The 18,755-nt window shown below is 60.9% G+C and carries 17 protein-coding genes; 6 read left to right on the top strand and 11 right to left on the bottom strand.

The annotated features are described in order from the left end of the window. Window positions 1-5: 5 nt before the first annotated feature. Genes Q7T10_RS13335 through Q7T10_RS13325 form a run of 3 tightly spaced genes read right to left on the bottom strand, consistent with a single transcriptional unit; the run spans window position 6 to window position 2,946 of the window. Window positions 6-1,190: an AI-2E family transporter gene (locus Q7T10_RS13335; protein WP_304748990.1), complete on the bottom strand. Its 1,185-nt coding sequence runs from the start codon at window positions 1,188-1,190 to the stop codon at window positions 6-8. A gap of 15 nt (window positions 1,191-1,205) precedes the next feature. Beyond that, complete coding sequence (locus Q7T10_RS13330) at window positions 1,206-1,424, bottom strand: SlyX family protein (protein WP_304748989.1); 219 nt, start codon at window positions 1,422-1,424, stop codon at window positions 1,206-1,208. A gap of 19 nt (window positions 1,425-1,443) precedes the next feature. Beyond that, entirely contained in the window at window positions 1,444-2,946 is a 1,503-nt protein-coding gene (locus Q7T10_RS13325) for a M48 family metalloprotease (RefSeq protein WP_304748987.1), read from the bottom strand. 110 nt (window positions 2,947-3,056) lie between these two features. On the opposite strand from Q7T10_RS13325, the gene dbpA reads away from it, so the two are divergent. Beyond that, window positions 3,057-4,481 (top strand): ATP-dependent RNA helicase DbpA, encoded by a 1,425-nt coding sequence (gene dbpA / locus Q7T10_RS13320; protein ID WP_304748984.1) that lies wholly within the window; start codon window positions 3,057-3,059, stop codon window positions 4,479-4,481. A gap of 132 nt (window positions 4,482-4,613) precedes the next feature. Further along, window positions 4,614-4,850 carry a hypothetical protein gene (locus Q7T10_RS13315; protein ID WP_304748981.1) on the top strand — a complete coding sequence of 79 codons (237 nt, stop codon included), beginning with the start codon at window positions 4,614-4,616 and terminating at the stop codon, window positions 4,848-4,850. Between the two features lie 61 nt (window positions 4,851-4,911). Here Q7T10_RS13315 and Q7T10_RS13310 read toward each other — a convergent pair whose 3' ends face one another. Further along, window positions 4,912-5,682 (bottom strand): SDR family oxidoreductase, encoded by a 771-nt coding sequence (locus tag Q7T10_RS13310; protein WP_304749023.1) that lies wholly within the window; start codon window positions 5,680-5,682, stop codon window positions 4,912-4,914. Window positions 5,683-5,761: 79 nt separating this feature from the next. After that, window positions 5,762-7,009 carry a DEAD/DEAH box helicase gene (locus tag Q7T10_RS13305; protein ID WP_304748979.1) on the bottom strand — a complete coding sequence of 416 codons (1,248 nt, stop codon included), beginning with the start codon at window positions 7,007-7,009 and terminating at the stop codon, window positions 5,762-5,764. Between the two features lie 198 nt (window positions 7,010-7,207). Between Q7T10_RS13305 and Q7T10_RS13300 the strand changes: the two genes are divergently transcribed. From Q7T10_RS13300 to Q7T10_RS13290, 3 genes are read left to right on the top strand one after another with little or no spacing between them, the layout of a single operon-like run. Then, the gene (locus Q7T10_RS13300) at window positions 7,208-7,531 is read left to right on the top strand and encodes a DUF6172 family protein (protein ID WP_304748977.1); all 324 of its coding nucleotides are present in this window, start codon (window positions 7,208-7,210) and stop codon (window positions 7,529-7,531) included. 18 nt (window positions 7,532-7,549) lie between these two features. Beyond that, a complete protein-coding gene (locus Q7T10_RS13295) occupies window positions 7,550-8,512 on the top strand; it encodes a hypothetical protein (RefSeq protein WP_304748976.1) in 963 nt (320 codons plus the stop codon). Between the two features lie 18 nt (window positions 8,513-8,530). Next, window positions 8,531-9,589, top strand: coding sequence for a DUF6352 family protein (locus Q7T10_RS13290; protein ID WP_370653766.1), 1,059 nt, complete (start codon window positions 8,531-8,533; stop codon window positions 9,587-9,589). A gap of 29 nt (window positions 9,590-9,618) precedes the next feature. On the opposite strand, the gene Q7T10_RS13285 is transcribed toward Q7T10_RS13290, so the two are convergent. From Q7T10_RS13285 to Q7T10_RS13275, 3 genes are all read right to left on the bottom strand, one after another. After that, on the bottom strand, window positions 9,619-11,178 hold the full coding sequence (locus tag Q7T10_RS13285; RefSeq protein ID WP_304748974.1) for a methyl-accepting chemotaxis protein: 1,560 nt from the start codon (window positions 11,176-11,178) through the stop codon (window positions 9,619-9,621). Between the two features lie 85 nt (window positions 11,179-11,263). Continuing rightward, a complete protein-coding gene (locus Q7T10_RS13280) occupies window positions 11,264-11,725 on the bottom strand; it encodes a cache domain-containing protein (RefSeq protein WP_304748972.1) in 462 nt (153 codons plus the stop codon). 92 nt (window positions 11,726-11,817) lie between these two features. Then, a complete protein-coding gene (locus tag Q7T10_RS13275) occupies window positions 11,818-12,279 on the bottom strand; it encodes a cache domain-containing protein (protein ID WP_304748971.1) in 462 nt (153 codons plus the stop codon). Window positions 12,280-12,486: 207 nt separating this feature from the next. Between Q7T10_RS13275 and Q7T10_RS13270 the strand changes: the two genes are divergently transcribed. Beyond that, window positions 12,487-12,654: a hypothetical protein gene (locus Q7T10_RS13270; RefSeq protein ID WP_304748969.1), complete on the top strand. Its 168-nt coding sequence runs from the start codon at window positions 12,487-12,489 to the stop codon at window positions 12,652-12,654. Between the two features lie 34 nt (window positions 12,655-12,688). Here the strand turns inward: Q7T10_RS13270 and icmF are convergent, their stop codons facing one another. From icmF to Q7T10_RS13255, 3 genes are all read right to left on the bottom strand, one after another. Further along, the gene (gene icmF, locus Q7T10_RS13265) at window positions 12,689-16,018 is read right to left on the bottom strand and encodes a fused isobutyryl-CoA mutase/GTPase IcmF (RefSeq protein WP_304748967.1); all 3,330 of its coding nucleotides are present in this window, start codon (window positions 16,016-16,018) and stop codon (window positions 12,689-12,691) included. A 153-nt stretch (window positions 16,019-16,171) separates the two neighbouring features. After that, entirely contained in the window at window positions 16,172-18,106 is a 1,935-nt protein-coding gene (locus tag Q7T10_RS13260) for a TRAP transporter large permease subunit (protein WP_304748964.1), read from the bottom strand. After that, a complete protein-coding gene (locus Q7T10_RS13255) occupies window positions 18,103-18,729 on the bottom strand; it encodes a TRAP transporter small permease subunit (RefSeq protein WP_304748962.1) in 627 nt (208 codons plus the stop codon). The genes Q7T10_RS13260 and Q7T10_RS13255 overlap by 4 nt, the downstream gene beginning before the upstream one ends. Between the last annotated feature and the right edge of the window lie 26 nt (window positions 18,730-18,755).

The raw sequence follows: 18,755 nt of genomic DNA, 5'->3' as shown, positions 1-18,755 counted from the left end.
CGCCTTCAGGCGCCGAGAAATTCGCCGACCGGTTTGAGGTCTTCCACCCGATCACAAATGGCTTTGATGACCATCAGAATGGGCACCCCAAGCAACAGGCCCCAGGCGCCCCACAACCAGCCCCAGGCCAGCACGCCAACAAAGATGGCGACCGGATTCATCTTGCTGGCACGGCTGGTCAGCCACGGCGTCAGCAGAAAGCCTTCGATGCTGTTGATCACCAGGGAGATGCCGGCCACCAGCAACGCCATCTCCAGTGTGCCGAACTGCAGGAAGCCGACCATGGCTGACCCGGCCGTGATGATCACATTACCGATGTAAGGAACCAGATTGAGCACGCCGGCGGCAATGCCCCAGACTGCCGCTTGCTCCAGACCCACCGCCAGAAAGCACAACCAGGTAGCCACGCCCACTATGACGCTGGTGAAGAGCTGCACCAGCATGTAGCGCTGAATCTGGTCATTGATCTCATTGAGCGCCTGCAGCGTGATCTTTTTGCGGCTCAGCGTCGGCCCGGCCAGCTTGACCAGCTTGCGCCTGAAGGTATCCCCAGACGCCACCAGAAAGAACGTAATCAGGGCGACCATCCCGATCTGGCCCAGCATGGCCAGCAGCCCCATCGTGCCGCTCCACAGATAGTCCTTGATGGCGAACTTCGGCTTTTCGATCTGCACCCGCTGCACACCACGGTCCATCGGCGCGCCCCGGTTCGCTTCTTCGGCCGCCTGCTCCAGCTGGCTCGCGGCCTTTTGCATGGTCGCCAGTGTGTTGTCCTGCTTGCCTTGCAGCGCACGAATGGAGTGGCGCAGTTTTTGCGCCGCCACCGGCAGCGACTCAACCAGCTTGCCCGCATCATCGCTGAGTGAATACACGGTGGCGCCGACGCCAGACACAATGCCCAGCACCAAGACAGCCGCGCTCAACGCGCGAGGAATCCGGCGATGCGCCAGCCAGTCGACCACCGGCGACAGTCCATAGCTGAACAGCAACCCGACCATCACGGGAATGAACACGGCGCTGGCCCAGCGCAGCATGAACACGCTGGCCAGCGTGGCAAGCACCGCCAGCGAGACGCTGCGCACATCCACCGGCATGTGCAGCAGCATGCGGGGCGGCTCGGCGGGTGCCGCAGCCCCTGTCGCCGGGTCGGCATCAGCGTTGTCTGGCGGCGGCGTTGAGGTTGGTTCCATGTCGATGTTATTTGGTTAGAAATGGGGTGGCATTTCTTCGCGCGGGTTGCGCGGCACGCTGGCGCCCCCTTCGGCGCTGGACTGGCGAAGGTAACCTATCTCGCGAATAAGGCTGTCGATTTGCTGCTGCTGGCGAACGATGATCCGGTCCAGTTGCTCCAGCAGGTCTTCGGTGAAGCTGGCCTTGATCTCCAGGTCGGTCAGGCGCCTGTTCGTGTCATGTTCGTTTTCCATCCCCCTATTGGACATGAATTCAAGGCGTCGCAATGATTTTCACCAGCTGTCCCGGATTGGGCTCGCCGCCACCATAGAAGCCGTTGATCAGGCGCAACTGCTGCTCGGGGCTGGTCAGCGGCGAGGTGCGCGCCATCTCGGCGAATCCGCCGCGCGGATAGGGGATTGTCTTGATGACCCAGGGCCGGGCCGCCGCATGGTCGCCCGCGGTCATGGCTCGAAAGGAGCCTTCTGCTTCCTGCAACTGGCGCCGCGCACGCTGTAGGGCCGCCGCGTCCTTGCCAACGTAGGAAAACAGGTACGTGGTGTTGGCCGGGCCGCTCACCACGGTGGCTTCCACACCCTGCGCCTGGCCCTGCGCATTGTTGCGCGCACCCACAAAACGCGTGGCCTGCAGGCCGTTGATCACCAGGCGGTCTGAGCGCCCCTGGTCAGGCTTGAGCAGGTTTCGAATGACCTCGTCATGGGTTTTCCCGGCCTGCGGAGGCACGGTCCTCATCACCAGCGCGGCGTCGCGCCCGGCATTCATCAAGACGAGCCGATCCGCATCGTTTTGAATCTTCCAGCCTGGCGGGGTGGTGAGCGCAATGCCCAGCGCCTCATGGTAAAAATTGCGGCCGCGCGTCAGCCCCTGGTCGGCTGCCTCCCCAAAAACCACGCCGTTGATGGCCTGCAGATAGCGGGTACGCCCCTCGTCACCGTAGGTGACTTTGCCTTGTCCCGGGTATTGGGCTGCCAACTGGGTGATCACTTGCAGGCGCTGGTCGTTGCTGGGGTGCGAGGCCAGCCAGCTGTTCTGAGCCGGGGCCGCCCGCCCTTCGGCGCGGGCCTGATCCGCCTCAAAACGCTCCTGGTTTTTCAACACGTTGATCATGTTGATCATGTTCCTGGGGTCATAGCTGCTGCGCGCCAGGTACTCGGTCCCCAGCCGGTCTGCCTGCAACTCCTGTTCGCGCCCATAGGAGGCGATATAGCCCGCCGCCGCAGTTTGAGACACCTGGCTGGCCATCTGGCCGGCGCCCGACATCCCTTGACTCTCCAATACCGCCCCAAGCACCGTGGCGGCGAGCACGCCCAGACCGGCATCCGTCTCACGGGTGGCGCGCTGGGCCCCGTGGCGCGCCGTGACGTGGCCGATCTCGTGGCCCAGGACGGCGGCCAGGTCAGCCTCGTTCTGCATATAGGCCAGAATGCCGCGCGTCACGTACACATAGCCACCGGGCAGCGCAAACGCATTGATCTCCGGGCTGTCGAGGACGGTGAAGCGCCACGGCAGATTGCCGCGGTGCGACAGCTTGGCCAGCCGCTGGCCCAGGTCGTTGACATAGGCCTGCAGCCTGGCGTTTTTCACCACGCCATACTCTTGCAGCACCTGACTGTGCGCCTTCTGTCCTTCGGCCAGTTCGCTCGCCTCACTCATGACCGAACGTTCGCTCTCGCCGGTGACGGGATTGACCACGGCGCTGCCACAGCCTGTCAGCAGAACCGGGGCCAGAAGCAGGGAAAAAAGGATGTGACGCATGGGAATCTCCAGAAGGACGCGGTGAGCTCGCGCCATCTGCCATTCTGCCCAAAATGCGGTTGAATCGTCCGGCGGATCAGCAAATGCTGCCAACTGCGGATAATCGACCCATGAGCACAACCGTACCAAAGGTGGCGACCGCCACCGCCACACCGTCATCCAGCACCCGCTTCGAGTCCCTGGCCCTGAACCCCGCAACACTGGCCAACCTTGAGCAACTCGGCTATCTCGAGATGACGCCGATCCAGGCAGCCAGCCTGCCCATCGCCCTGGCCGGCAAAGACCTGATTGCGCAGGCCAAGACCGGCAGCGGGAAAACCGCCGCCTTCGCCCTGGCCCTGCTCACCAACCTCAACCCGCGCCGCTTCGCCGTGCAGGCGCTGGTGTTGTGTCCCACGCGCGAACTGGCCGACCAGGTGACGATCGAGATTCGCCGATTGGCCCGCGCGACGGACAACATCAAGGTCGTCACCCTGTGCGGCGGCGTGGCGCTGCGCGGCCAGCGCGCTTCGCTTGAGCAGGGCGCGCATATCGTAGTCGGCACGCCGGGCCGCATCATGGACCATCTGGAGCGGGAGTATTTGAACCTCGAAGCCCTCAACACCCTGGTGCTGGACGAAGCCGACCGCATGCTGGACATGGGCTTTTTCGACGACATTGCCACCGTGACCAAACAATGTCCGAAGGAGCGGCAGACCCTGCTGTTTTCGGCCACCTATCCGGAAGGCATTGAAAAGCTCGCCCAACAGTTCATGCGCACGCCGGTGCAGATCAAGGTGGAAGCGCAACACGCCGAGAATCTGATCGAGCAGCGTTTTTACGAGGTGACCCGCCACAATCGATTCGCGACAGTGGCGCAGTTGCTCAATCACTTTCGCCCTGTCAGCACGCTGGCGTTCTGCAACACCAAGCAGCAGTGCAAGGATCTGGTGACTTACCTGCAGGAGCAGGGCTTCAGCGCGCTCGCACTCTATGGCGAGCTGGAGCAGCGCGAGCGCGACCAGGTGCTGGCGCAGTTCTCCAACCGCAGCTGCTCGGTACTGGTGGCGACCGACGTCGCCTCGCGCGGTCTGGATATCACGCAATTGGAAGCCGTGATCAATGTGGACATCACGCCCGACCCCGAGGTGCACGTGCACCGCATTGGCCGCACCGGCCGCGCTGGCGAGTCGGGTCTGGCGCTGAGCCTGGCGAGCATGAACGAAATGGGTTTTGTCGGCAAGATCGAACAGTATCAAAACCGTCCCTCGGTCTGGCACAAGCTGGACGAGCTGACCCCTACCGGTCAGGGGCCCTTGCTGCCGCCCATGGTGACGCTGCAGATTCTGGGAGGTCGCAAGGAAAAAATACGCCCGGGCGACGTACTGGGCGCACTCACTGCCGACGCCGGTTACACCCGGGAGCAGATCGGCAAGATCAACGTCACCGAATTCACCACCTTTGTGGCAGTGAACCGTGACATCGCGCTGGAGGCCATGCAAAAGCTCAATGCAGGAAAAGTCAAGGGCAAGAGCGTGAAAGTGCGGCTCCTGTAACGGGTCACGGTGTCAGGGAAACACCTACACTGTTTACAGCCGTTTGCCGACTTCAGCAACCCGGCCCGCCGGATAAAGTTCTCTCAAGCGCCAAAGTATCCCTCTGGCGCTTTGAACCACCGGAGAACCATGATGAATAACACTGCACTCACGCTCAACCCCTTCAGCCTGATGATGGAGCCCGAGCTGGTCTTGAAAACCATGGAGCGGTCTCTGCAACTGCGCGGCCTGCGTCGCCACAAGCTGCGTCCGCTGGACAAGCCTCTGATCCCCTACACCCAGGAAGCACTGGCCAGCCGCGCCGCTTTTGATGCCGCCATTGATGCACAAGACCTGAAAGACCAGGACAGCGCATTTCTGCTGAACTGATTTCGCGCGCACCCGGTGCGCTGCCTTGAGGCGGCTCTCACAGAGCGTGCATTGACACCCCTTAGCGGGTGAGCGTCACACCGCCATCCACCACCAGCGTGGTGCCCACCACATAGTCGCCCGCACGCGAAGCCAGATAGATGGCGGCCCCGGCCATGTCTTCGTCCACCCCGACACGTCCGGCGGGGACACGAGCCGACACTTCTTGCGCATGGTCACGCGCATCACGGTTCATTTCCGATGCGAAGGCACCGGGCGCGATCGCCGTCACGACGATGTTGTCCTGGATCAGGCGCAATGCCATGCGGCGCGTCAAATGGATCAAACCCGCTTTGCTGGCCGCGTAGGAATAGGTTTCCTGCGGGTTGACGGACAGGCCATCAATCGACGCAATATTGATCACCTTGGCCGGTCGTATCCGGGCCGCCATGCGCAGCGGGGCCGCCAGGGCCTGGGTCAGGAAAAAAGGCGTCTTCAAGTTCAGATCGACAACCTTGTCCCAGCCGCTCTCGGGGAATTCATCGAACGGTGCACCCCAGGCGGCGCCGGCATTGTTCACCAGGATGTCCAGTTGCGGCTCATGCGCGGTGTAGGCCGCCGCCAGCGCCCTGGCGCCTTCCACGGTGGACACATCGCCGGGCAGCGAAATGCAGTGGCCCATGCTGGAAAGCTCCTGCGCGGTCTGGTCGCAGGCCGCGGCCTTGCGCGCCGAAATGTAGACGCGCGCGCCCTGCGCCAGAAAGCCAGCGGCAATCATGCGGCCAATGCCGCGCGAGCCGCCCGTGATCAGCGCTGTGCGGCCCTGGAGGGAGAATAGATGGGTCATGGAGATCTCCTGTGAATCGACCGGATTGAGATGCGTTTGCGCCGCAGCTTATCCGGGATTTCCATGACAGGGCGTCACCTGCGGGTCATTGCCCCCGGGCTGCTGCCGCCCGGAGCTTGTCCTTCTTGCTCGGGCGCTTGCCTTTGATGCCACCGGCCGCGCTATCCACCGACGGTGCGATTACGGCAACGGTTTCCGACGGTTCGAACCCCTCAATGCGTTCGAGCGGCAAGTCCAGGCTCTGACGCTTCTCTATCAGACGGAAATGCGCTTCGGTGTCGGCACTGACGAAGCTCACGGCGATACCGCGCTCCCCGGCACGGCCAGTACGGCCGATGCGGTGAATGTAGTCAACCGCCGAGCGCGGCAGGTCGTAGTTCACCACGACCGGCAACTGGGCAATGTCCAGGCCACGGGCGGCCACATCGGTGGCGATCACCACTTTCAGGCGTGACGCCTTGAAATCGGCCAGGACCTGCGTGCGCTTGCCCTGACTCAGCTCACCGTGAAAGGGCTCGGCATTGATTCGGGCTTTTCGCAATTTGTCGGCAATCATCTCCGCGGCGTGCTTGGTGGCAACAAAAACCAGCACGCGGCTCCAGTGATTTTGCTGGATCAGATGACGCAATAACTGGGTGCGGCGACCCGCGTCCACGGCAATGGCCTGCTGCACGATGTCAGGCTGGCCCTGCGGCTCGGGCAGTACCTCGACCCGGACCGGGTCGCGCAGCAAGGTCTGTGCGAGAGCCTGTACCGCCGGGGGGAACGTGGCCGAAAAGAACAGGTTCTGGCGCTTCTCAGGCAACAGCGAGAGGATGCGCCGGAGTTCTTCGGCAAAACCCAGGTCGAAAAGACGGTCTGCTTCGTCGAGCACCAGCGTCGTGACACCCCCCAACGCCAGGGCATTGTGGTCAATCAGGTCCAGCAAACGGCCGGGGGTGGCAACCACAATGTCGGTGCCGCCGCGCAGACGCATCATCTGCGGATTGATGGACACGCCCCCAAACACAATGGAGACCTTCACCGACCGCTGCAGGTGCTCTGCCAGCGTGCGAATCTCCTCGCCCACCTGGGCGCTGAGCTCGCGCGTGGGCACCAGGATCAGCGCGCGAACCCGCCGCGGGCTCTCAGGCGGAAGATTTTCCAGTTGCTGCAGCAACGGCAGTGCGAATGCCGCCGTCTTGCCGGAGCCGGTTTGTGCCGAGCCCAGCACGTCCTGCCCTCTCAGCGCAGCTGGAATGGCCGCCACCTGGATCGGCGTGGGTGCAGAATAGGCTTTGGCGCTGACAGCGCGCTGAAGGGCGGGGGACAAACCCAGTGAAGAAAATGGCATGAACAGGTGCTTTGAGGATGTGGGGGCTTGCCCCAAGACGCCCAGTTTAATCTGCCTCACACCGGAACACCGGCCAGGCCCGCCACGGGCAGCGCATGGTGTAAGCCCCGGCGGGTCCCGCCGAAGCCGGTCAGGGGATAATCGAGCGCTTGCGAACCCCCTTCAGGGGGTGATCCCCGACCGACACACAAGGCAACCGTGAAAAAGACATTCAAACTGAACATCGAAGGCAAAAACCGTGATCGGGTGCTGGAAGCGACCAAGCACGAGATCCGCAAGTACGTCAAAAGGCAAAGACGGGTGCCGCTGCCCGAGGGCGTGGACTTCTGGGATTTTGACTGCAAGTTCGGCACCAGCGAAGATAACGCCACGGTTGTCCATTTCGCGACCATCACCAGTCTGATTGACGCCGTCGCCAAGGACGGGGGCGACGCGTTTTACCTCGAAATTCTCGCCAAGAACGGCTACCGCGCAGCCAAACCTGCGGGCGCCGGGGATGGTGATCAGCAGGCCCAGACATAACTTGCCGTGCCCGACGCCATGAGGCTTTTCCCCTGGCTTGACCGCTTCCCAGTCGGCCTCTTTGCCATTCCGGTGGGGCTGCTGGCCCTGGCTGGCGCCTGGCGCCGCGCCGAGGGATTCGGCTGGGCAATAGCATTGCCCGTCGCATCTTCGCTCGCCTGGTCAGCGGTGGCCCTGTTGACCGTTTTCTTGCTGCTCTACGCCGCGAAGTGCCTGCGCCATCGCCGCACTTTTGCGGCAGACTTCAGCCATCCGCTGATCAGTTCATTGATGGCGCTGATTCCGCTGTCCTTGCTGTTGTGCACTGTGTACTTTGGGGAAGCCGGCCATCCCGGCTGGTTGCTGTTTCTCCTGGTGGCGTTGACGCTGCAGGGGGTGGTTGCCATTCGCATTGTTGCGACCCTCACCGCAACCTCGCTGCCCGTGGCCGCAGTCACGCCCGCGCTCTATGTGCCTCCGGTCGGGGGAGGCCTGGTGGGCGGCATGGCATTGAGCACATTGGGTTACCCCGGATGGGCCGCGCTGCTGTTCGGCATGGGGTTGGTCAGTTGGGCCTTGCTCGAAGTTCGCATACTCAACCGGCTGTTCGACGGCAGCATGCCCGAAGGCTTGCGACCCACGATTGGCCTGGAACTGGCGCCGGCGTCGGTCGCCACTCTGGCGGCCGGAGCAATCTGGCCGCTGTTGCCCGGAGATATCCTGATCGTTGGCCTGGGCATTTCAGCGGGACCCATCGTGGCGGTCATGGCCCGCTACAAATGGTGGGGACGCGTGCCGTTTGCCATTGGATTCTGGTCGTTTTCCTTTCCACTGGCGGCACTGGCCGGGGCAGTGATTGAAGTCGTCCGGCGCGGTGGATGGCCCCCGTTTGTTGGAGGAGCGGCCCTCGGTCTTGCCTCGGCAGCGATCGCATTCCTGGGCCTCAAGACGATGATGTTGATCGGGCGCAACCCGCTCATCCCGGCGCCTCCACCCGCATAACCACGAAGCAACGACCTGATGAACTTCTGGCCCTCCTGCGGCTTTGACCCGCTTGCGCGCAATGCACGCGGCTGGCTGGTGCCCACCGATGCCTTTCTGCGGCTGTTTCTGGCGCGCCCCGAGCTGTCGCTCGTGCCTGAATCATGCGCCGCAGAAACCGCCTTGCATGAAGCACTGTGCGCGTCGCCCGCCCGGGCAATCCCGCTTGTCGAGCTCGATGCAATGCAGGACGCGGATGCGCGGGACAACTACACGATGTTCCTTGCTTTTCGTGATGCGCTACTGGCTGCAGGCACCCTGGAAGGCTACTACCTGCAGCTGTTTCGCAACGGCGCCGTCAACATCCCTCCACTGTTCCTGGACCTGATTGCGCAGGCCATCCTGCGCAACGCACTGGACGATTCGACCGATTCCTATGAAGCACGGGCAGCAGAAATCCTGTTCCGCGCCCAGCGCATCTCGGTCCAGGACGGACAAATCCTGGCCGGCGACCGCGACGTGATCGATATGTACAACGAGACGGGCGGGCTCGGCGAGATCGGCCGGCTGTTGACGCAAGGCAGTGCCCCCATGCGCACCGTCACGCTGGAGGTTCTGAACACCGATAACGCCTCCAGCTACTGGCAAGCCAGTGAACGTCATAACCTGCTGCTCGACCTGACCCATGAGGTGACCCAGAACCTCGGCCATGGCCTGACGTTCAACATGACCCGGGCCCGAAGCGGCCTGAAGGCCCTGGCGCGCGTGCTCGAAAAATGGATCAGGCACTTTCTGGGCGTAACCGTCACCATCAGGCCAGAGCAAAAGATTGACGACGCCGCATGGCGCTGGCATGTCGGGCTGGACACCGAGTCCACCGCCCTGTTGAATGATCTCTACGAAGAGCGGCCGGTTGCACCGGACCGCATGCAGCGAATGATCAGCTTGTTTCGGCTGGACTTTGTCAACCCGAATGAGATGCGGGCCGACGTGGCCGGCAAACCGGTCTACCTGGGCTTGACAATGAATGTTGACAACGTGGTCAAACTCAAGCCACAAAACCTGCTGGTCAATTTGCCGCTGGCCACCGTGATGTAAAGCCTGCCTGCCATTGGCAGGCGAACGGCTCAGGCCACGTGAAAAACAGAAACAGCCTGCACCAGACCGGCAGCCTGCACTCTGAGCGACTCAGCAGCCGCAGCACTCTCTTCCACCAGCGCTGCATTTTGCTGCGTATTTCTGTCCATGTCGGTCACTGCCTCGTTCACGCCATGGATAGCATCGGCCTGTTCAGCCGTGGCACGGGAAATCTCGGCCACCATGGTGCTGACCTGCTCGATCGACGCAACGATTCGGCGCATGGTCTCCCCCGCCGCATGAACTTTGCCGGTTCCGGCTTCCACCTGCTCCACAGAGGCGCCGATCAAACCGCGAATCTCTTTGGCGGCTTCGGCCGACCGTCCGGCCAGGCTGCGCACCTCGCTGGCCACCACCGCAAAGCCACGGCCCTGTTCCCCGGCGCGCGCCGCTTCCACGGCTGCATTGAGCGCCAGGATATTGGTTTGAAAAGCGATGCCATCAATGGTGCCGATGATTTCGCTGATACGCCTGGCCTGCACGCTGATGGCATCCATGGTCTTCACCACTTCGGCGACATCGCTTCCGCCTTGCTGCGCCACGTGCGAAGCCTCCGAAGCGAGTTTGTTGGCCTGAATGGCCGTTTCAGCGTTGAGCCTGATCGTGTTCGCCAAATCTGCGACGGATGACGAGGTCGCCTGCAAGGCCGACGCCGTCTGCTCTGTGCGGGTGGCAAGGTCATTGTTGCCAATCGAAATTTCACTGGCAGCGGTGTCAATTTGATCAGCACCATTGCGGATATTGGCAATCAGTCCATTCAACCGTTGCGCCACCTCGCCCAGCGCGCGAAGCACCTGCCCGGTCTCATCCCGACCAGCTTGCACCTCACGCAGGCTCAGATTCCCGTCCGCCACCTCACGGGCAATGCCGACTGCAGCCTGAAGCGGCTGGACGATCTGACGCGCAATAAACCAGGTGGCAATCATGCCAATCGCCAGCGCAATGGCGGCCAGAGTCATCGTAGCGGTGTTGCCGGTGCGCAGACTGGCGGTCGCAATTTCCCCACGGCGATTCGCCAGCTGCACCTCGTGCTTGAACAGTTCAGCAAGCAAGCCACGGGTTTCAGCATAGGCAGTTTCGGCCGCACTCATCATGACAGCGGCCGTGCTGATATCGGCGTCTTTCATATCGAGGGTATCGACGGCGGCTTTGGTGTATTTTTTGAACTCGGCGTCGAGCCGCGTTAGCCTGGCAGCGGCTTCCGCATCACTGGACAAGACCTCGCGCAGTTGGTCCAGGCGCTGTTGGGTCGCCTTCAGTTCACCGCCTATCTTTTGATCCAGTGCCTTGATCACGTCCGGTTTGAGGCCGGCCCCGGCATAGGCGACACTTTGCATCACCATCGCATTGGTAGCGACCGTACGCTCCTGCGCCTCCGCGACCAGAGTCACGTGTACCAGGCTCTGCTGCGTCAGGAAATCCAGTGTCCGGGACGTCGCTTGCGACGTCCACAGGCTGTACAAGGCGACAATCAGCAGGCACAACATCACCAGCGCTGGCGCCAAGGCCACTTTGGCCATCAGGGAGAGGCGATCGAAGATAGGTTTCATGGGGAATTCTTTCGAGAAGTCGGTTGACCGACCGGCACCGGGCAGTGCAGCCGGTCAACCACAAGTCAACAGTGGAAAACGTTGACTAGCGATACACCCCAACGACGACAAAACCATCAAAACCGGGAATGCGCTTGACATAGCTGGTCTTGCCTTCCACCTTTTTGGTGACGGGATGTGCCCAGTCGTAGTCCACCCAGCCCTCGCCTTTGGTGGAACCCACGTCGATGAATTCACGGGCGAATGCCTTGCCATTCTGATCCTTGAGTTCAATCAGGTTCTTTCCGACCAGCTTTTCATTGGCGCCATGGGCCAAAACAACACCTTTCATCTCCATGGAAAAGACGTAGAGGTCTTTCTTGGTCCAGTTGGCCTTGTCGGAGGTGAAATCCTTGAAAGCCTGGTCATTGCCGACCTTCTTGATATGCGCCAGCGCCGCATTTGCCATCACCTTGGCTTCATCTTTGGTGCCGTGGTCTTGCGCCATGGCCGAAACAGACATAACGCCAGCGAAAAGCAGCGTCATCAGGGTACGAAACAGTTTCATGAATGATTCCAACGAAAAAATGATATTTTTTGAGTTTCCATCGCCTCGGCCGAGGCTTTCACGAGACCTGCTGGCCGAGGCCCGTCAGCCAACTATCGATAAATACCGACCGCCACGCCACCGTCAAAACCCGGGATGCGTTTGACGAATGTGGACTTGCCTTCGACTTTCTTGGTGGTCGGATTTGCCCAGTCATAGTCAACCCAGCCCTCACCCTTTGTCATAGCCACATCGACGAGTTCACGCATGAACTGCTTGCCATTCTGGTCCTTGAGGTCGATCAGAACTTTTCCGATCAATTTTTCATTGGCGCCATGGGCGAGCACGGCTCCCTTGTTGTCAATACTGAAGACATAGAGATCCTTCTTGGTCCAGTTGGCCTTGTCCGATGTGAAATCCTTGAAAGCCTGGTCGTTACCGACCTTCTTGATATGCGCCAGCGCTGCAGTCGCCAGTGCCTTGGCTTCATCCTTGTTGCCGTGGTCTTGCGCCATGGCCGAAACAGACACGACACCGGCAAAAAGCAGCGTCATCAGGGTACGAAAAAGCTTCATATTTACTCCAACAAAAGAAAAATGGTTACTGACAGGTAGATATATCGGCACTGCGCGCGTCTTCTTGAGGCACGCACCGTCAACTATTTACTGTCGATTGCAGAAGGGGAAATCGACCCTCCGTTCCGTCTGGCCCGGACGAGGCGGCACCGGATTCACCAAGTACTGAGATAATTGCAGGTTTCCGCAATTAACTGGAGTTATTTCATGGCCAAAGAGTTCCGTACAGAAGCCGAGCGTCGCGCAACCCCCCGTCCTGTGCCCCCCAAGGGCGTATGCTTCACAGCGGGCCGCGGTCAGCTGCGCAGCCTGGAGCGCGGCACCGCCACCAACAACAAGAAAAATCCCGGCAAGCGCCCCCGCAAAGGCGGCTAAGCCTGCCCCTGGGCCGGCGCCATACTTGTAGTACTTACATATTGCGCCGGTACTGGCCGCCCACTTCAAACAGGGCATTGGTGATCTGGCCCAGTGAGCACACGCGCACTGCGTCCATCAGCACCTCAAACACATTCTTGTTTTCGATCACAGCTTGCTGCAGTCGCTTCAGCATGCCAGGGGATTCGTTCGCGTGCAGCGCGTGAAAGTCAGCCAGCCGCTTGAGCTGGCTCTGCTTCTCCTCGTCGGTTGAGCGGGCCAGTTCCAGCTTGTCGAGTACCGCGTCGCCATGCGGGTTGCGGAAGGTGTTGACGCCGATGATGGGCAGCTCGCCCGTGTGCTTGAGCATCTCGTAGTGCATGGACTCGTCCTGAATCCGGCCGCGCTGGTAGCCGGTCTCCATTGCGCCCAGCACGCCACCGCGCTCGGCAATGCGCTCGAACTCCAGCAGCACCGCTTCTTCCAGCAACTCCGTCAGTTCTTCAATGATGAAGGCGCCCTGTGACGGGTTTTCGTTCTTGGCCAGGCCCCATTCCCGGTTGATGATGAGCTGGATCGCCATGGCGCGGCGCACCGAGTCTTCGGTCGGCGTGGTGATGGCTTCATCGAACGCGTTGGTGTGCAAACTGTTGCAATTGTCGTAAATCGCGATCAGCGCCTGCAGCGTGGTGCGAATGTCATTGAACTGGATTTCCTGCGCGTGCAGGCTGCGCCCGGATGTCTGGATATGGTATTTCAGCTTCTGGCTACGTTCGTTGGCGCCGTATTTCTCCTTCATGGCCACCGCCCAGATGCGACGCGCCACGCGGCCCATCACGGTGTATTCAGGGTCCATGCCATTGCTGAAGAAGAAGCTCAGGTTGGGCGCGAAATCGTCGATGTGCATGCCGCGCGCCAGATAGGCCTCGACAAAAGTGAAGCCGTTGGAGAGGGTGAACGCCAGCTGGCTGATCGGGTTGGCCCCGGCTTCCGCGATGTGATAGCCGCTGATAGACACCGAATAGAAATTGCGCACCCGGTTATGCACAAAATACTCGGCGATGTCGCCCATCACCTTCAAACTGAATTCAGTGGAGAAGATGCAGGTATTCTGGCCCTGATCTTCCTTCAGGATGTCGGCCTGCACGGTGCCGCGTACATTCTCCTGCACCCATTCCCTGATTTTTTCGAGTTCGGTGTCGGTCGGGTCCCGGCCATTGTCCACCTTGAATTTGTCAATATTCTGGTCAATGGCCGTGTTCATGAACATGGCCAGAATGCTGGGTGCCGGGCCGTTGATGGTCATGCTGACACTGGTGGATGGACTGCACAGGTCAAACCCGCTGTACAGCACTTTCATGTCGTCGAGCGTGGCAATGCTCACGCCCGAATTGCCCACCTTGCCGTAAATGTCAGGACGCGGATCGGGGTCGTTGCCATACAGTGTGACCGAGTCAAACGCCGTCGACAGGCGCTTGGCCGCCATGCCCGAACTCAATAATTTGAAGCGCGTGTTGGTGCGAAACGCGTCGCCTTCGCCGGCGAACATGCGGGTCGGGTCTTCGCCTTCACGCTTGAAGGCGAAGGTGCCGGCGGTGTATGGGTAGCTGCCAGGCACGTTGTCCAGCATCAGCCACTTCAGAATTTCGCCGTGGTCTTCGTACTGCGGTAACGCGACCTTGCGAATCGTCGTGCCGCTCAGGCTCTTGGTAGTCAATGCGGTACGAATTTCCTTATCCCGGATTTTGACAACGTACTCATCCCCCGCGTAGGCGGCCTGCATGGTGGGCCATTGTGAAAGCAGTTTTCTTTCTGCCGCACCCAGATGCGCCTCACGCTGCCCCGCCAGGTCCAGCACGGCCTGGTAGGCATTGGTCTTGTTCGGGTCATCCAGCTTGAGCATGCGACCGGTTTCCTGCAGCTGCTGGATCTCCCGGGCCAGTGTGGCCTGGCTACGGGCGCGCTTTTTGTAACTGCGCACGGTATCACTGATTTCGGCCAGATAGCGGGTGCGCGCGGCAGGCACCACCGGCGTCTGGTTGGTGCTGTGGCGAACCGAGACGATCGGGAGCTGGGACGAGGGTGCCAGCGTCATGCCCAGCGCGGCCAGACGCGGCTTCAGGGCCTGGTACAAGGCCGTGACACCGTCATCATTGAAACGCGCCGCCATGGTGCCGAACACGGGCATTTGTTCTGCGGGCGTGGTCCAGGCCTCCTTGTTGCGCTGCACTTGCTTGGCCACGTCGCGCAGGGCATCTAACGCCCCCTTGCGGTCAAACTTGTTGATCGCCACAAACTCGGCAAAATCCAGCATGTCGATTTTTTCAAGCTGGCTGGCGGCGCCGAATTCAGGCGTCATCACATACAGGGGCACATCCACATGCGGCACGATGGCCGCGTCACCCTGGCCGATGCCCGAGGTTTCCACCACTATCAGATCGAAGCCTGCCACCTTGCAGGCCGCAATGACGTCAGGCAGCGCGGCGCTGATCTCTGAGCCAAAGTCACGCGTCGCCAGGCTGCGCATGAAAACGCGTGGACCCTGACGCCAGGGACTGATGGCGTTCATGCGAATACGATCCCCCAGCAGCGCGCCGCCGCTCTTGCGCCGCGACGGATCGATGCTGATCACGGCCACGCGCAGACTGTCATTCTGATCCAGCCGCAGACGGCGAATCAGCTCATCAGTCAGTGATGATTTGCCGGCGCCACCCGTGCCTGTAATTCCCAGAACCGGTATCTTTTTGATAGCAGCTTCCGCCCGTATTTCCTGGGTGAGTGCCGTCAAATGCTCGGAAGGTGCGCCCTTTCCCTCGCCTGCCGCTTTTTCGTTCTCCAGCCCGGTGATGAGTTGCGCCAGCGCGCGCCAGCTCATTTCGGTATGGCCCTGAATGGCCGCCATGTCCTTTGGCGCGTAGGCAGACAAATCCTTGTCGCAGCGCATCACCATCTCCCCAATCATCCCGGCCAGCCCCATGCGCTGGCCGTCTTCGGGGCTGAAGATGCGGGCCACACCATACGCTTGCAGTTCGCGAATTTCCGGCGGAACAATAACGCCACCGCCACCCCCAAACACCTGAATGTGCGCGCCGCCGCGCTCTTTGAGCAGGTCCACCATGTACTTGAAATACTCGACGTGCCCCCCTTGGTAAGAACTGATGGCGATGCCCTGCGCATCTTCCTGCAGGGCCGCCGTCACGACTTCATCCACGCTGCGGTTGTGACCCAGGTGAATCACCTCGGCGCCCATGCCTTGCAGAATCCGGCGCATGATGTTGATCGCCGCATCATGGCCGTCAAACAGACTGGCCGCCGTAACAAAGCGCACCTTGTTAGCGGGGCGATACTGGCTAAGCGCCTTGAATTCAGCGGACAGGTCGGTCATGGTGTTGTCTCCGGGGGCCAATGGGGTAACGAGTCAGCATCAGAATCGTATTGGCTGACTTGACGTTTACGTAAACGTCAATCTTAGCGCTTTTCCAAAAAAAAGAGGCGCTCATGCGCCCCTTTTTTGAATTGCCCGCAAGCAGCGGACGTCCTATTTGTACAGCAACTGCGGCAACCACAGTCCAATTGCCGGGAACTGGTACAGCAAAATAATGGCCAGGACCTGGATCGCCATGAAAGGCAGCATGCCAGAGAAGATCTGGTTCAGCGTCACATGCGGCGGACTCACGCCCTTCAGGTAGAACGCAGCCATTGCCACCGGGGGGCTGAGAAAGGCCGTTTGCAGATTCAGTGCCACCAACAATCCAAAGAACAGCGGATCAACACCGAAGTGTGGCAACAGCGGGATGAAGATCGGCATGAAAATGACGATGATCTCGGTCCACTCCAGCGGCCAGCCCAGCAGAAAAATCACGACCTGCGCCATGATCATGAACTGCACCGGCGTCATGTCGAGCGACAGCACCCACTGGTTGATGATCTCCTGCCCGCCGAGCAGGGCGAAGGCGGCCGAAAAGATGCTCGAGCCAACGAACAGCCAGCAGACCATGGCGCTGGTCTTCGCAGTGAGGTAGACCGATTCCCTCAACACCCCGAAGTTGAGTCGCCGGTAGGCCGCCGCCAGCAGCAGACCGCCCAGCGAGCCCATCGCCGCCGCTTCGGTCGGTGTTGCCAGACCGAACACGATACTGCCAAGCACCGCCAGAATCATGATCGCCAGCGGGAAAAACGACCCCAGCAGCATCTTGAAAATCTCCAGCCGGGCGAAGCTGAAGAATGCATAGAAGAGTGCCAGTGCAACTGCACAGCTGGCCAGCGCAACCCAGAAGCTCGCCGGTGCGGGCACTCGCTCGGACGAAGTAACCGCTTCGGCCGCGACCGGCGCGCTCGGCTTCGCCGTCTCGGCCGGCACGCTGGCCGCAGGCGCTTGCGAGGTGCCCTCGGTGGGGGGCTCCGCCAGGCCATCCTCTGCTTCAGGCTCCTGCAAGGTCCCGGCATCAGCTTGATCTTCCTCCACCGCACCCATGGCTGCGCTACCCATCGCGACAACCCCCTCTATCGCCTCCTGCTCGACCGGCGCTGTCACTTTCAGGAAAACAGCGCCCATGACCAGCACGACCGCCAGCGCTGGCAGCAAGGCGATCAGCAAGTGACTGAGGAGCTCACGCATTGGGACCGCGACATTGCGCTTGCCCTTGATCGCACCCATCAGCCCGGGCAGCACTTTGTTACTGATGCTGGTCGAGACGATCTCCGCGAATACGGGCAGCGGTACACGCCGGTCTTCGGCCGACATGGGCGGCGCCAGATGGGGCTTGAACTTGGCCAGCACAACCACATAGAGGATGTACAAGCCCGCCAGCATGAGACCAGGAAAAAAGGCGCCCGCATAGAGCTTGACCACCGACACGCCCGCGGTGGCGCCGTACACGATCAGCATCACCGACGGCGGGATCAGGATACCCAGACAACCGCCTGCCGTGATGGCACCCGCGGACAGCTGCACGCTGTAGCCGGCGCGCAGCATGGCCGGCAAAGCCAGCAAGCCCATCAAGGTGACCACAGCACCCACAATACCGGTCGCGGTAGCAAAAATAGCGCAGGTGATGATAGTCGCCACCGCCAGTGAGCCAGGAACGCGCGCGGTGGCGAGATGCATGCTCTTGAACAGCTTCTCGATCAGGTTGGCACGCTCGATCAGGTAACCCATGAAGACGAACAGGGGAATGGAGATCAGCACGTCATTCGACATGACCGAATAGGTACGCTGCACCATCAAGTCCAGCGTCTGTTGCACCGCCAACCCCGGGTTCTGACTTCGATAAGCGATCCAGGCAAACACCATGCCCATGCCCATCAGGGTGAATGCGGTGGGAAAACCAAGCATGATGGCGACGACCACCAGAGCCAGCATGAGAAGACCCAGATGGCCGTTGGTCATCATCGACGGCGACGGCAGCAGCACAAACGCCGCAAGCACGACGGCGGCCATGATCGAGAGCCCGAACCAGACTTCTTTTCTCATCGCTGGCTCCCCGTGGCTTTCACAACGAGAGCATCGAGTTTGGCGATATCTTCGTCCTTGACATGCACCATTTCCTTCAGTTTTTCAACGTCCACTTCCTCGACGTCTTCTCCACGCGCCGGCCACTCCCCCTGCTGCAGACAGACGATGCAGCGCACAATTTCCACCAGGCCTTGCGCCAGCAGGAAGGCGCCGGCAAGAGGGATGATGGTCTTGAACGGGTAGACCGGCGGTCCGTTGGCCGTGATGTTTGAATGCTCGTTGATGGCCCAGGAATCAGCGGCATAGTTGTAGCCGGCCCAGGCCAGCGCCACGACCCCCGGAATGAAAAACAAAATGTACAGCGCCAGGTCCAGGCCCGCCTGCAGACGCGGTGGGAAGAAGCCATAGAGCACATCACCGCGCACATGGCCGTTCTTGGACAAGGTATAGGCACCCGCCATCATGAACAGGCTGCCGTACATCATGCTCATGACATCGAAGGCCCACGGGTGCGGATTGTCCAGCGCATAGCGCGAGAACACCTCCCAGGAGATCATGAACGTGAGTGCGACGATGAGCCACGAAAATGCCTGCCCAATAAAAGTACTGATCCGGTCAATCGCAAGTAGCAATTTCTGCATGGTCTGATCTGCTTAAAAGAAAACAG

The sequence above is a fragment of the Rhodoferax sp. genome, from assembly GCF_030646845.1.
In the GTDB taxonomy this organism is placed as follows: Bacteria; Pseudomonadota; Gammaproteobacteria; order Burkholderiales; family Burkholderiaceae_C; genus Rhodoferax.
The sequence above is the reverse complement of the archived record's forward strand: the minus strand, read 5'-3'. Positions and strand labels throughout refer to the sequence as shown.